We start from the raw sequence: 14,450 nt of genomic DNA on the forward strand, positions 1-14,450 counted from the left end.
GCGGGTCCTGCTCAGCAGGCGCCGCGGGAGGCAGGAGTTAGGGTGCGGATCATGCGATTCGGAATCACCATCCTGCCGGAGTACCGCTGGTCCGTGGCCGGGCCGAAATGGCGCCGGGCCGAGGAGCTGGGCTTCGACCACGCCTGGACCTACGACCACCTGACCTGGGGCGGTCTGCAGGACTCGCCCTGGTACGGCACGACCCCGACGCTGACCGCCGCGGCGCTGGCGACCTCGACGATCAAGCTCGGTACCTTCGTCACCTCGCCGAACTTCCGCCACCCGCTGGCGCTGACCCGCGAGCTGCTCGCCCTGGACGACATCTCGAACGGTCGCTTCCTCTGCGGCATCGGCTCGGGCGGCGGGATCGACTCGACCATCCTCGGGGGCGACGAGCTGACCCCGCGGCAGAAGGTGGACCGGCTGGCCGAGTTCGTCGAACTGCTCGACAAGCTGCTCACCACCGACAAGGTCGACTTCGTGGGCGAGTACTTCGAGACGCGCAACGGCCGCACGTTGCCCGGCTGTATCCAGCAACCCCGGATCCCGTTCGTGATGGCCGCGAACGGCCCGCGCTCACTGCGCCTCGCCGCCCAGTACGGCGCCGGCTGGGTGACCACCGGCGGCAAGGCCGACGATTACGAGAGCTGGTTCGGCACGGTCCGCGATCTCAGCCACCGGCTGGACGATGTACTGGAGGGCCGGCCCTTCGACCGTTACCTCTCCCTCGACTCCAAGCGCTACGCCCTGTCCAGCCCGGCCGCCTTCGAAGACGCCACCGCCCGCGCCGCCGCCCTCGGCTTCACCGACGTCATCACCCACTGGCCCCGAGCCGAGGGCATCTACGCCGGTAGCGAGGACGTCCTGGAGCAAATTGCGGCCGAGGTCATTCCTCGCCTGCGCTAGCGCGGCGGACCCAGGCCGGCAGGACGTACCAGAAGGCGAGGAACCAGGCGACGACGACGGCCACGATGATGATGGCTGTCGTCCGGTTGAGGACGACGTCGAGGACGAGTAGCAGGCCGCCGCTGATCGCGACGATCAGGATGACCAGGCCCGTGGTGGTCATCCGGCCGGCGATCGGGATCATCTTGTCGCGGATCCCGCGCCGGAAGACGATCCGGGCGAACGAGACGGGCGCGAGGAAGAGCCCGGTCGCGAGCGCCGAGGCGATCAGGGTCACCGCGTAGACGTCGTGGGTGAACGCGTCGGCGTCCTGGAAGACCGGCGTGAACGCGATGCCGAGCAGGAACGCGAAGAGGATCTGCGTGCCCGTCTGGGCCAGCCGGAGCTCCTGGAGCAGCTCTATCCACTGCCGGTCCAGGCGTTCGCCCGCGTCCTCCTCCAGCCGCTGGTAGCGGGCGGTGTGAGGCTGCGGTTCGTCGGTCATGCGGTAGATGGTGCCGCAGACTGAAGAGAGCCGCACACCGGGTGGTGTACGGCTCTCTCGTTACTCAGTTCTTAGAAGGACTGATCCGGGGATCAGATCGGGCGGATGTTCTCCGCCTGCAGGCCCTTCTGGCCCTGGGTGATCTCGAACTCGACGCGCTGGTTCTCGTCCAGCGAGCGGAAGCCCGAGGTCTGGATGGCCGAGTAGTGCGCGAACACGTCCGCGCCACCGTCATCCGGGGTGATGAAGCCGAAGCCCTTGTCAGCGTTGAACCACTTGACAGTACCGACAGCCATTGTTGTCTATCTCCTTGATGGCTTGTAACAAGACGCGATCCACACCTCATGAACCGCGTGTCGCCGAAAGGCCCCAGACGACGAAACCGGCCGTACAGCACAGCAAAAGTCAGTGGGAGTCCAAAACTGCAACGCGATAACTGTAGCCGATCCAGAGGCTCGTGTGGGGGGTGATCGGGAACACGTGTCGCGGAAAGTTGCCGCCCGCCACGGAGCGTGAAACACCTCACCCGGTGCTCCGGCCCCGCCGGAGCCCGGCGTGAAGACAACGAAACCCCCGCCGACCTGCTGATTCACGCCTGACCGGCCACTCCAGAGCGGGTCTTGCGCCAGACAAGGTTGGACAAAGCAGCCTGTACGCCCGGTGATCGGTGCCCATGCGTGTTGGTTACGCCCGGCGTGTCGTACGGCTCTGGACATCCGACACCAGGCGAGAAATGGTGGGCGGGTGATCCTCAAAGTGGTACGCAGCGGTGGGTTCGCCGGCCTCACGGCGAGCGGTGAGCTGGATACCTCGGCCCAACCGGACAGCGAGCGTCTGGAGCAGGTCGCACGCGGCCTGGACGGGGCACAGCTCGGCTCTGGCCGCCCGCAGCCCGACAGGTACGTCTACCGCCTGCAGGTCCACACCACTGCCGACGCAGAGCCCACAGAGCTCCTGGTGGCCGAGCAGGACCTGGACGCAGACACCGCCTGGCTCCTGGACCGTGTGCTGCAGTCCTAGGGGCCAGGCGGTGCGTGGTTGATGACTAGCGCCAGTTGATCTCAGGCGCGCGGTAGAAGTTGACGCTCAGCGCGTCCCACCGCGACGCCTGGCCGCCCAGACGGTCCTTGTACGCCGTCCAGTCGAGCGCCGAAGCCTGCGACCAGCCCAGCTCGGCGATGCCCGGCAGACGCGGGAAGGCCATGTACTCGAGCTTGTCGACGTCATCCAGCGTCTCGGTCCACAGCGGGGCCTCGACACCGGCTACGGCGTTCTCGGGCAGGTTCGGGACCAGCGTGGACGGGTTCCAGTCGTAGGCCGTCTTCACGTCGACCAGACCGGCCCAGTCCTGCCCGTACGGCGTGCTGTCGTCGTACTTCATGTCCAGGTAAGCCCGGTTGGCCGGGGACATGACGACCTTGGCGCCCTGAGCCGCAGCCTTGCGAGCCAGCTCCTGCGAGCCGGCGTCGTCGGTACCCCAGTACTGCGCGATGCTGCCGGCAGGCAGGACCGTGTCGCCGATCTCCTGCCAGCCCATCACCCGCTTGTGCTGCTTGGTGACGGCGGCCGCCGCCTTCGGTACGAACGTCTGGTAGTCCGAGTGCGGCGTCGAGTGGGCCTCGTCGCCACCCAGGTGGATGATGTCGCCCGGCGTCTGCTGTGCCACCTCACGGAACACATCACCGAGGAAGTCGTAGGTGAGCTGCTTGGCGACGCATAGGGAACTGAAGCCGACATCGGTGCCCGTGTAGAGCGGCGGAGCGATGCCGTCGCAGTTCAGCTGCGCGTAGGACGCCAGTGCCGCGTTGGTGTGACCAGGGGTGTCGATCTCGGGGATGACCTGCAGGTAGTGGTCGGAGGCATACCGGACGATCTCTGCGAAGTCGGCCTTGCTGTACGACCCACCCGGCGTCCCGTTGACCTCCAGGCTGCCGCCGTACGTCGTGAGCCGCGGCCAGGAGTCGACCTGGATCCGCCAGCCCTGGTCGTCCGCGAGGTGCAGGTGGAGCTTGTTGAGCTTGTAGAGCGAGGCGAGGTCGATGTAGCGCTTGACCTCGGCCACTGAGAAGAAGTGCCGCGAAACGTCGAGCATGGCGCCGCGGTACCCGTAGCGGGGGGAGTCGGCGATCGCAGTACCGGCCAGGTTCCAGGGACCTGCTTGGCGGGTCCTGGCGTCGGCCTTGGCGGGCAGTAGCTGCCGGAGGGTGGTGACACCTCGGTACAGGCCCTCAGGGGTCGCAGCGGTGATGCTGACGCCCTTGCGGTCGACGCGGAGCTGGTACCCCTCGGCTCCGAGGCTGGACGGGCCGTTGGTGGAGAGCCTGATGTCGGTGACGCCGGCGACGACCGGTACGACGGGCAGCGGGTAGCCCGTAGTACGCCGGAGCTGTGAGGTGAGCTGCTCAGCGACCTTCTGGGCCGCACGGCGCTCCTTGGAGCTGGTGGCGACACCGACGACGCTCCACGGCTTCAGGGAGTAGTCCTGGCCGGCCAGCGCCTGCTGCGAAGTCGGCTTGGGGATCAGCGCGGGCGCGGGGGCTGCCGCCGGCTGAGCGGTGGCAGGCGTGGTGATGGCGATCAGGGGAGTCGCTAGCAGAGCGGCCGAGACGAGGCCGACCAGCGAGACCCGACGACGAGGGCGGGCGAGTCGTGTCATGACCGGAAGTGTTCGTCTGCTCACAGCCGGAGTCAAGATCTTTCAGCAAACTCCCTCCATTACTCACCCGTACCGCGCTGCGACACCCACCGCCCGTCCGACATACGACCCGCCAAACAACACCACATGCACCAGCAGCGGGTGAAGCTGGTGAAGCCCGACCCGGCCCTCCCAGCCGTCCGCGAGTGGCAGCACCTCGTCGTACGCGGCCAGCACCCGGTCCAGGTGGGGCAGGCCGAACAGGCTGAGCATGGCAAGGTCGGTCTCCCGGTGGCCGCCATGCGCCGCCGGGTCGATCAGGTGGGCGCCGTCAACGGTCCAGAGCACGTTGCCCGACCAGAGGTCGCCATGGAGCCTGCTGGGCGGCTCCGGTGCGTCATCCGCGAGCCTGCCGCACACCCGGTCGAACACTTGCCGGGCGCTGTCGTCAAAGACGCCGGCGTCATAGGCCTCCCGCACATACGGCTCAAGCCGGTACTTCGCGTAGAACGCGGCCCAGGACTCGATCGGCTGCCGCGGGTGGGGGAGCCGGGCGTTGCCGATGTAGCCGTCGTCCGTCCACCCCGCCGGCGGCTGCCCGAAGTACTCGGCCCCCGCGGCATGCGTGATCGCCAGCCGGCGCCCGAACTGCTCCGCTGCCTCCGGTGTCGGGCGAGCGAGAGTCAGGCGTGGCAGGACGATTCGGGTCGGGGAGACGTCCAGTGGCTGGACGGCCGGTACGCCGCCTGGGACGGCGAGCCAGCGCAGGCCGGCCGCTTCGACCTCGAAGAAGCCGGCCGGGGCGTCCTGGCGTTCCTTGACGAATTGCACGAAACGCACTCTTTCAGGCGCGGGAATTCATGACTGCTCAACAAGGCGTGTCGAAAGATGCGAAATGTCGGTCCGACCTGTCATTGTTTGCGGCCGGGCCTTCTTCGAGCAGGAGCGGGCCTGGCCTTAAGAGGACTTTCCTGATCAGGAAGCTGGAGGACAGATGACTCAGGTGGCAGAGCAGCCGGGCACCAGTGCCGGGCGGCTCGGCTCGGTGGTGCTGGACTGCCCGGACCCGCTCGAGCTTGCCCGGTTCTACTCGACGCTCTTCGGTCTGGAGATCGACGAGCACGGCGACGACGACTGGCGGAGCCTGACCGGCCCCGGGTCGACGCTCGGCTTCCGGCGCTCGGAGGACTACGTACCGGCCACCTGGCCGGGCACGGATGCACAGCAACTTCACCTCGACCTGGTCGTCGAGGACCTGGCCAGCGGCCACGCCACGGTCGTCGCCCTCGGCGCCGAACCACTCGACCCGGTCGACGCACCCCCGGCGGAGAACCACCGCGGCTGGCGCATCTACGCCGACCCGGCCGGTCACCCGTTCCGGATCTGCCTGGACAGCGTCTAGCAGACAGCTCGTTGGGTATCGGGGTGAGATGTTCGAAGGATTCGACAACTTCGAGATCAACACCTCCGGTACTACGATCCGCGGCCGCACCGGTGGCACTGGGCCACCGGTGTTGCTGCTGCACGGAATCCCCGAAACACACCTGATGTGGCACCGGGTCGCCCCCGCGCTGGCCCGGCACTTCACCGTCGTGGCGACCGATCTGCGTGGATTCGGCGACAGCGGCAAGCCATCGAGCGACGCCGACCATACGCCGTACAGCATGCGGTCGCTGGCCTGGGATCAAGTCGAGGTGATGGCCGCGCTCGGACACGAGTCCTTCGCCGTGGTCGGCCATGACCGTGGGGCGAGGTGTGCCTACCGGATCGCGCTCGATCATCCGCGGGTGGTGGACAAGCTCGCCGTGCTCGATGTCGTGCCCACGGGTGACGCGTTCGACCGGGCCGACAAGCGGTTCAGCCTCGGCTACTGGTTCTGGTCGTTCCTGGCTGCCCCCGCCCCGGTGCCCGAGACGCTGATCGCGGCAGCGCCCGACGTACTGGTGAACCACATGCTCGACGAGTGGTCACGGGCGTCGGCCGCGTTCCCGCCGGAGGTGCGAGCGGAGTACATCGCGAAGTTCCGTGATCCGGCGACGGTGCACGCGATCTGCGAGGAGTACCGGGCGGCGGCGACGCTCGACCACGAGCACGATGCGGCCGACCGACGGCAGGGGAGCCGGATCGGGTGTCCGGTACTGGCGTTGTGGGATCCGAACGGCGCGGTCGGCACGTGGTACGAGCCGCTCGAGCTCTGGCGCGAATGGGCTGATGACGTGAGCGGCGGGCCGGTGGATGCCGGGCACTTCATGGCCGAGGAGGCGCCGGAGGAGGTCGCGGACCGGTTACTGGGGTTCCTCAACCATTGACAACACCTTGTCAAAATGACAAGATGTTGTCATGTCTACGAATGAGAAGCTCACTGTGCATCTGGCCGTCTACGACACCCTCGCCGACTGGGAGGTCGGGTTCGTCACTGCCCACATCAACAACGGCCTGTGGCACCAGGTGCCCGGTCGCTTCACGATGCAGACGGTCAGCGCTGGCCTCGAGCCGATCACCACGATGGGTGGGATGCGAGTGCTGCCGGACTCGGCCATCGCAGACCTCAAGCCGGAGGACAGTGCGATGCTGATCCTGCCGGGCAACGACATCTGGCCGACCGAGGCGTACGCGCCGTACGTCGAGAAGGCGCGCGAGTTCCTCGACGCGGGTGTCCCGGTGGCGGCGATCTGCGGAGCGACAGGTGCTCTCGCGATGGCGGGTCTGCTGGATGATCGCGAGCATACGAGCAACGCGGCTGCCTTCCTGGACAGCCTTGGCTACAAGGGCGGCGAGCTCTACAAGGAGGAGGCGGCCGTGATCGATCGCGACCTGATCACCGCGGGAGCCAACGCGCCGGTCGAGTTCGCGCGGGCGATCTTCGCGCGGCTGGAGGTCTACAAGCAGCCGGTGCTCGACTCCTTGTACAAGCTGTACGGCGACCAGGACCCGGCCGGCTTCTACGAGCTGATGTCCGCCTGATGACGAGCCAGCAGCGCCAGCAGGAACTGCTCAGCGCGGCCGCGTTGACGACGTTCAAGCTGAATGGTCAGTTTCTCGAGCTGGCCGAGCACCTCGCTCGGCCGGCCGGGCTGACCGCGACGTACTGGCAGGTGCTCGGGGCCGTGATCGGAGAGCCGCTGACGGTGTCCGCGATCGCCCGCGAGATGGGCATCACCCGCCAGGCCGTCCAGCGGACCGCGGATCTGCTGGCTGAACGCGGGCTGGTCAACTACCAGGACAACCCCGCCCATCGCCGGGCCAAGCTGGTGGCCATCACTCCAGAGGGCCTGGCGGCGAACCAGTCGATCGGTCCGCATCATGCGCACCACGCGAAGGAGTTGTCGGACGTTGCCGGCGCCGATCAGCTGGCCGACGCGGTCGCGGCGCTGAGGAAGCTGTCGGAGGCGCTGGACGCGCTCGATCTGTCCGATCGATAAGTTCCGGAACCAGTCTGGGGGAACGTTCCCTTGACAGTCGTACCCGCACGCCCCAATCTCTGAGAGAGCGCTCTCTCCGCCCCTGTCCGCCTCTCTCGATTGGTGCCTCCATGCACAGTTCCAGACCGGCCGGAGCGCGCTCTCCGGCCCTGCTCCGGCGTTGGCTGATCCTGGTTTCAGCCGCGTTCCTGATCACCACGGCCCTTGTGATCGCTCCGGGCGGCAGAGCTCAGGCTGCCGCCACGCTGCTGTCCCAAGGCAAACCGGTCACCAGCTCCAGTACAGAGAACGGCGGTACGCCGGCAGCGGCGGCCGTCGACGGCAACACCGCCACCCGCTGGTCCAGCGCGGCGTCCGACCCGCAATGGATCCAGGTGGACCTCGGGTCGACCTCGGCCATCAGCCAGGTCGTCCTCAACTGGGAGGCGGCGTACGGGAAGTCCTTCCAGGTCCAGGTGTCCGACAACGCGGGCGGACCGTGGAACTCGATCTACACGACGACCACCGGCACCGGTGGCGTGCAGACCCTCAACGTGACCGGCAGCGGCCGGTACGTCCGGATGAACGGCACCCAGCGCGGTACCGGCTATGGCTACTCGCTCTGGGAGTTCCAGGTGTACGGCGGTACCGACGGCGGCCCAACCGCTTGCGGCACGGCCAATGCCGCCCAGGGCAAGACCGCTACCGCCTCGAGCGTCGAGAACGGCGGTACTCCGGCCTCGGCCGCCGTCGACGGCAACCCGGGCACCCGCTGGTCCAGCGCGGCATCCGACCCCCAGTGGATCCAGGTGGACCTGGGCTCGACCCAGTCGGTCTGCCAGGTGGGCCTGAGCTGGGAAGCGGCGTACGGGAAGTCCTTCCAGGTCCAGGTGTCCGACAACGCCGGCGGTCCCTGGAACTCGATCTACACGACGACCACCGGCACCGGTGGCAACCAGACCCTCGACGTGACCGGCAGCGGCCGGTACCTGCGGGTCAACGGCACTCAGCGCGGTACCGGCTACGGCTACTCGCTCTGGGAGCTCGTCGTCCACACCACCGATGGAGGCACCGGCCCGGTGATCCCGCCGACCGACCCGACCAACCCCGACTTCGGCCCGAACGTCGACGTCTTCACCCCGTCGACCCCGCAGGCGCAGCTGCAGGCGCGGCTCGACCAGGTGGCGGCGCAGCAGCACACCAACCAGTTCGGCGATCAGCGCAACGCGCTGCTGTTCAAGCCGGGTACCTACACCGCGGACGTCAACCTCGGCTTCAACACCCAGGTGGCCGGTCTCGGCCTCTCGCCGGACGACGTCAACCTCAACGGCCACGTCCGGGTCGAGGCCGACTGGCTGCAGCAGGGCGACAACCCGAACAACAAGCAGAACGCCACCCAGAACTTCTGGCGCTCCGCGGAGAACCTGGCCGTCACCCCGCCGGCCGGTCAGATCGAGCGCTGGGCGGTCGCGCAGGCGGCGCCGTACCGGCGGATGCACCTGAAGGGCGCGCCGGAGATCCAGCTCTGGAGCGGTGGCGACGGCTGGGCCAGCGGTGGCCTGTTCGCCGACACCAAGATCGACAACCGGGTCGTCTCCGGCTCGCAGCAGCAGTGGGTGTCGCGGAACTCGGAGTTCGGCAGCTGGGCCGGCTCGGTCTGGAACATGGTGTTCGTCGGTACCACCGGCGCACCGCCGCAGAACTTCCCGAACCCGTCCCACACGGTCGTCGGCACCACGCCGGTGATCCGCGAAAAGCCCTTCCTGTACGTCGACAACGCCGGCAGCTACAGCGTCTTCGTACCGGCGCTGCGGCAGAACTCGTCCGGCACCAGCTGGTCGCACGGCCCGGCCGCGGGCTCGTCGATCTCGCTGAGCCAGTTCCTGGTCGCCAAGCCGTCGACTCCGATCGCGACCATCAACGCGGCCCTCGACCAGGGCAAGCACCTGCTGTTCACGCCCGGCATCTACCACCTGACCGACACCATCCGGGTGACCAAGCCGAACACCGTCGTCCTCGGCATCGGGATGGCGACCCTCACGCCCGACAACGGCAAGGCCGCGATCACCGTCGCGGACGTCGACGGCGTCAAGCTCGGCGGCCTGCTGATCGACGCCGGACCGGTGAACTCGCCGGTCCTGGTCGAGATCGGCCCGGCCGGCTCCAACGCCGACCACTCGGCGAACCCGACCTCCTTGCACGACGTGTTCGTCCGCATCGGCGGCGGCGCGCACCTCGGCAAGGCGACGGTCAGCCTGCAGGTCAACAGCAACAACGTGATCGGTGACCACATGTGGTTGTGGCGTGCCGACCACGGCGATCAGGTCGGCTGGAACGTCAACACGGCGGCCAACGGACTGGTTGTCAACGGCGCCAACGTGACGATGTACGGGCTGTTCGTCGAGCACTACCAGCAGTACGAGGTGCTCTGGAACGGGAACGGTGGCAAGACGTACTTCTTCCAGAACGAGTTCCCGTACGACCCGCCGGACCAGGCGTCGTGGACCAGCGGTGGCGGGACCCGGGGCTGGGCGGCGTACAAGGTCGCCAACAACGTGACCAGCCGTGAGGCCTGGGGAGTCGGCAGCTACTCCTTCTTCCAGGTCAACCCGGCGCTCGTCGTCGATCGTTCCTTCGAAGTACCCGACACTCCAGGCGTGAAGTTCCACGACCTGGTCTCGGTCTCGCTCGGCGGCGTCGGCACGATCGCCAACGTCATCAACAACACCGGCGGGACCGCTAATGCGGCGACCCAGCAACGATATGTGGTGAGCTACCCGTAGCAACACGTTGCGTCCGGAGAGCGCTGGCGGGCTCTCCGGACGCGACGCACCAACTGCTCAGGCGGTGGTCAGCGCCTTGCGGATTCGCTTGTCGGAGACCGGGTACGGCGTACCGAGGGTCTGGGCGAAGAGGCTGATCCGGAGTTCTTCGAGCATCCAGCGGACCTCGAGGAGTTCCGGGCTCGGGTACTTTCCGGTCGGGATCGCCTTGAGCCGTTTCTGGTACTCGTCGGTGAGGCTCTGTACTACGGCCATCCCGGACCGGTCGCGCATCGCGTTGGCGCCGATCTTGTCGAGCCGCTGCTCGATCCCGCGCAGGTAGCGGGCCAGGTCGGGCAGCCGTTTGGCGCCGGCCTCGGTGATGAAGCCGCGATGGATCAGGCCTTCGAGCTGACCTCGTACGTCGGACAGCGCCGCCAGCAGGGCCGGTGACGACGAGCGGGAGATCTGCTTGTCGACCGTCCGGGCGTGGCCGAGCACCTGCTCGACCTGCTGCAGGATCGTCAGCACGGTGTCGGCCAGATCCGAGCGGACCGCGTCGCGGAGGAACGAGAACGCCGTCAGATTCCAGACCGGACCACCGGCCGCCGCCATCAGCTGATCGACGGCCGCCGAGATCGCGTCGTCGAGCAGCTCGCCGACGTTGCGGTGCGGACCGGCCATCAGCGTCATCTTCTGCTGGTTGGTCAGGTTCCGCTGGACCACGTCGATCACCGACGGCATCGTGAGCAGCAGCAACCGGCGGGTGCCGTTCCACATCGCGGCAGCCTGGTCGCGCTCGGTCTCCTGCAACCGGATGGCGACGCTCTTGCCTTCGTCAACCAGTGCGGGATAGCCGGCCACGGTCAGCCCGTTGCGGTGCTCGGAGAAGCTGCGCGGCAGATCGCCGAAGGTCCAGTCGGTCAGCCCCGACTTCTCCAGCCCGCTGACGGCCTTGGACGCCACCTGCGAGATCGCCGCCTTGGTCTTCGGCTTCAGCCGTTCCTTCAGCGCCGCGAGATCCTTGCCCTCGGCCACTGTCTTGCCGTTGTCGTCGACCACCCGGAACGTCATCCGCAGGTGCTCCGGCACCCGCGACCAGTCCCAGTCCTCGGTGTCGATCTGTACGTCGCGCAGCGACCGCAGTTCGCGCGCCATCGCGTCGACCAGTGGGCCTGACGCGGGGTCGAGCATCGGAAGGATCTGGCGGGCGTGATCCGGCGCCGGCACGATGTTGCGCCGGATTGCCTTGGGCAACGACTTGATCAGGGTGGTGACGAGTTCCTCGCGGAAGCCCGGCACACTCCATTCGAAGCCGTCGGCGGTGACCTGGTTGAGCACGAGGAGCGGGATGTGCACCGTGACGCCGTCGGCGTCCGTACCGGGCTCGAAGGCGTAGGTGAGGTCGAAGGTCATCCCGTTCTGCGTCCAGGTGAGCGGGAACTCCTCCTCCTTGACCTCTGCCCCTTCGCGCACCACCAGCGACCGCTCGAAGTCGAGCAGGTCGTGATCGCGCTGCCGCGCCGTCTTCCACCAGGTGTCGAAGTGCCGCCCGGTGACGACGTCCGCGCCGATTCGCTCGTCGTAGAAGGCGAACAGCGTCTCGTCGTCGACCAGCAGGTCGCGCCGCCGGGTGCGCTCCTCCAGCTCCTCGACTTCCTCGATCAGCTTGCGGTTCTCGTGGAAGAACTTGTGGTGGGTGTCCCAGTCGCCCTCGACCAGCGCATGCCGGATGAACAGCTCCCGCGACACCTCCCGGTCGACCGCGCCGTAGTTGATCTTGCGGTGGGCAACGATCGGTACGCCGTACAGGGTGACCTTCTCGAACGCCATCACCGCGCCGGCTTTGCGTTCCCAGTGCGGTTCGGAGTACGAGCGTTTGACCAGGTGCTGGGCGAGGTCCTCGGCCCACTCGGGCTCGATCTTCGCGTTCACCCGGGCCCAGAGCCGAGACGTCTCGACCAGCTCGGCGGCCATCACGAACTGCGGTGGCTTCTTGAACAGGCCAGAGCCCGGGAAGATCGCGAACTTGGCGCCGCGGGCACCGATGTACTGGTGCTGGTTGGCCGGATCCTTGAGGCCGAGATGGGAGAGCAGGCCGGACATCAACGAGATGTGCACGGCCTGGGGGTCGGCGGCCTCGCCGGAGTTGAGGGTGACGCCGATCTGCGCGGCGACCTGACGGAGCTGGGCGAAGATGTCCTGCCACTCACGGACCCGCAGATAGTTGAGGTACTCGCTGCGGCACATCCGGCGGAACTGGTTGCCGGACAGGTCCTTCTGCTGCTTCTTGAGGTAGTTCCAGAGGTTCAGGAAGCCGAGGAAGTCGGACGTGGGGTCACGGAAGCGCGCGTGGGACTGGGTCGCCTGTGCTTCGGCGTCGGTCGGACGCTCGCGCGGGTCCTGGATCGAGAGCGCGGAGGCGATGACCATCACCTCGCGGACGCAGCCGTGCTTGTCGGCCTCGACGATCATCCGGGCCAGCCGCGGGTCGAGCGGGATCTGCGCCAGTTGCCGGCCGACCGGGGTCAGCCTGCGGGTGCGGTCGGACGCCTTGGCCGAGTCGATCGCACCGAGTTCGGTGAGGAGTTGGAGGCCGTCGGTGATGCTGCGCTTGTCCGGCTCGTCGATGAAGGGGAAGGCGGCGATGTCGCCGAGGCCGATCGAGGTCATCTGGAGGATGACGGAGGCGAGGTTGGTGCGGAGGATCTCGGGGTCGGTGAATTCGGGACGAGCCTCGAAGTGCTCCTCGGAGTACAGGCGGATGCAGATGCCGTCGCTGGTCCGGCCGCAGCGGCCCTTGCGCTGGTTGGCGCTGGCCTGCGATACGGGCTCGATGGGAAGGTGTTGGACCTTCGTACGGTGTGAATAGCGGCTGATCCGGGCGGTACCGGGGTCGATCACGTACTTGATGCCGGGGACGGTCAGCGACGTCTCGGCGACGTTGGTGGCGAGTACGATCCGGCGGCTCGAGCCGTGCGACGAGAAGACGCGGTGCTGCTCGGCGTTGGAGAGGCGGGCGTAGAGGGGGAGGACCTCGACTCCACCGCCGGGCCGGCCGCGCTGGGCGGCGTACTTCTCGTTCAGCGCGTCGGCAGTGTCGCGGATCTCCCGCTCGCCGCTGAGGAAGACCAGGATGTCGCCAGAGGCCTCGTGTTCGAGTTCGTCGACCGCGTCCAGGATCGCCTGGGTCTGGTCCCGGTCGATCGTGGTGGGGTCGTCGGGGTCGTTGATCGGGCGGTACCGGGTCTCGACCGGGTAGGTCCGGCCGGAGACCTCGACGATCGGCGCGGCCTGGCCGTTGGCGTCGGCGAAGTGCTCGGCGAAGCGTTCGGGGTCGATCGTGGCCGAGGTGATGATCACCTTGAGGTCGGGGCGGCGGGGGAGGAGCTGCCGGAGGTACCCGAGGATGAAGTCGATGTTCAGGCTGCGCTCGTGCGCCTCGTCGATGATGAGCGTGTCGTACCGGCTCAGGTCGCGGTCGCGTTGCAGCTCGGCGAGCAGGATGCCGTCGGTCATCAGCTTGACCAGGGAGCGGTCACTGACCTTGTCGGTGAACCGGACGGCGTACCCGATGGTGTCGCCGAGCTCGGTGTCGAGCTCCTCGGCGATCCGCTCGGCGACCGTGCGGGCGGCCAGCCGGCGGGGTTGGGTGTGCCCGATCATCCCGCGGATGCCACGGCCGAGCTCGAGACAGATCTTCGGGATCTGGGTCGTCTTGCCCGACCCGGTCTCACCCGCGATCACCACCACCTGGTGGTCCTTGATGGCCGTCGCGATCTCGTCCTTGAGCTGACTGACCGGCAGCTCTTCGGGATAACTGATCTCCGGTACTGCGAGCCGCCGCTGCTCGATGCGTTGCTCAGCCTGCTCGATCCGGGCCGTGATGTCGGAGAGCGCGTTCTCCCGCTTGCCCTCCTCCCGCACCCCCCGCAACCGCTCGAGCCGCCGCCCCAGCTGCTCCCGATCGGAAACGCTCAGCCCCTCGAGCCGCCCCGCCAACTCCGCAATCCCGCTGCTCGCCCCACCACCGCCGGCCGCCCCACGACCGGTCGGCCCACCGGTCGCGCCACCACCGGTCGTGCCGCCACCGGTCGCGCCATCTACGGTCGCGTCGCCACCCGGGCGTGCGCTTCCCGTAGTACCCGCTGGCTTCTTACGCCGACGGCGGGGACGGGGACGTCGACCGGGATCCTGGACGGGACCGGTAGCTGGGGTAGGACTCTGCGATTCGGTCCGGGCATCAGGCATGTCACCAACCA

The 14,450-nt window shown here is 67.8% G+C and carries 12 protein-coding genes; 7 read left to right on the forward strand and 5 right to left on the reverse strand.

The annotated features are described in order from the left end of the window. Positions 1 to 51: 51 nt before the first annotated feature. Entirely contained in the window at positions 52 to 906 is an 855-nt protein-coding gene (locus ABD116_RS31735; RefSeq protein ID WP_343978726.1) for an LLM class flavin-dependent oxidoreductase, read from the forward strand. Here ABD116_RS31735 and ABD116_RS31740 read toward each other — a convergent pair. Beyond that, complete coding sequence (locus ABD116_RS31740; RefSeq protein WP_343978729.1) at positions 887 to 1,390, reverse strand: DUF6328 family protein; 504 nt, start codon at positions 1,388 to 1,390, stop codon at positions 887 to 889. The two genes, ABD116_RS31735 and ABD116_RS31740, sit on opposite strands and share 20 nt — an antisense overlap. Positions 1,391 to 1,482: 92 nt before the next feature. Further along, positions 1,483 to 1,686, reverse strand: coding sequence for a cold-shock protein (locus ABD116_RS31745; protein ID WP_012921273.1), 204 nt, complete (start codon positions 1,684 to 1,686; stop codon positions 1,483 to 1,485). 448 nt (positions 1,687 to 2,134) lie between these two features. On the opposite strand from ABD116_RS31745, the gene ABD116_RS31750 reads away from it, so the two are divergent. Continuing rightward, complete coding sequence (locus ABD116_RS31750; protein WP_343978732.1) at positions 2,135 to 2,410, forward strand: protealysin inhibitor emfourin; 276 nt, start codon at positions 2,135 to 2,137, stop codon at positions 2,408 to 2,410. Positions 2,411 to 2,435: 25 nt separating this feature from the next. On the opposite strand, the gene ABD116_RS31755 is transcribed toward ABD116_RS31750, so the two are convergent. After that, positions 2,436 to 4,046 (reverse strand): beta-N-acetylhexosaminidase, encoded by a 1,611-nt coding sequence (locus ABD116_RS31755; protein ID WP_343978735.1) that lies wholly within the window; start codon positions 4,044 to 4,046, stop codon positions 2,436 to 2,438. Positions 4,047 to 4,109: 63 nt separating this feature from the next. Next, positions 4,110 to 4,856: a fructosamine kinase family protein gene (locus ABD116_RS31760; protein WP_343978738.1), complete on the reverse strand. Its 747-nt coding sequence runs from the start codon at positions 4,854 to 4,856 to the stop codon at positions 4,110 to 4,112. 163 nt (positions 4,857 to 5,019) lie between these two features. On the opposite strand from ABD116_RS31760, the gene ABD116_RS31765 reads away from it, so the two are divergent. From ABD116_RS31765 to ABD116_RS31785, 5 genes are all read left to right on the forward strand, one after another. Continuing rightward, a complete protein-coding gene (locus tag ABD116_RS31765) occupies positions 5,020 to 5,427 on the forward strand; it encodes a VOC family protein (protein ID WP_343978740.1) in 408 nt (135 codons plus the stop codon). Between the two features lie 28 nt (positions 5,428 to 5,455). Further along, positions 5,456 to 6,334: an alpha/beta fold hydrolase gene (locus ABD116_RS31770; RefSeq protein WP_343978743.1), complete on the forward strand. Its 879-nt coding sequence runs from the start codon at positions 5,456 to 5,458 to the stop codon at positions 6,332 to 6,334. 31 nt (positions 6,335 to 6,365) lie between these two features. Then, a complete protein-coding gene (locus ABD116_RS31775) occupies positions 6,366 to 6,989 on the forward strand; it encodes a DJ-1/PfpI family protein (protein WP_343978746.1) in 624 nt (207 codons plus the stop codon). Continuing rightward, on the forward strand, positions 6,989 to 7,447 hold the full coding sequence (locus ABD116_RS31780) for a MarR family winged helix-turn-helix transcriptional regulator (RefSeq protein WP_343978749.1): 459 nt from the start codon (positions 6,989 to 6,991) through the stop codon (positions 7,445 to 7,447). The genes ABD116_RS31775 and ABD116_RS31780 overlap by 1 nt, the downstream gene beginning before the upstream one ends. Positions 7,448 to 7,557: 110 nt before the next feature. Further along, the gene (locus tag ABD116_RS31785) at positions 7,558 to 10,209 is read left to right on the forward strand and encodes a discoidin domain-containing protein (RefSeq protein WP_343978752.1); all 2,652 of its coding nucleotides are present in this window, start codon (positions 7,558 to 7,560) and stop codon (positions 10,207 to 10,209) included. Positions 10,210 to 10,266: 57 nt separating this feature from the next. Here ABD116_RS31785 and hrpA read toward each other — a convergent pair whose 3' ends face one another. After that, a complete protein-coding gene (gene hrpA, locus ABD116_RS31790) occupies positions 10,267 to 14,439 on the reverse strand; it encodes an ATP-dependent RNA helicase HrpA (RefSeq protein ID WP_343978755.1) in 4,173 nt (1,390 codons plus the stop codon). Positions 14,440 to 14,450 lie beyond the last annotated feature (11 nt).

Source organism: Kribbella koreensis (assembly GCF_039525325.1).
GTDB lineage: Bacteria > Actinomycetota > Actinomycetes > Propionibacteriales > Kribbellaceae > Kribbella > Kribbella koreensis.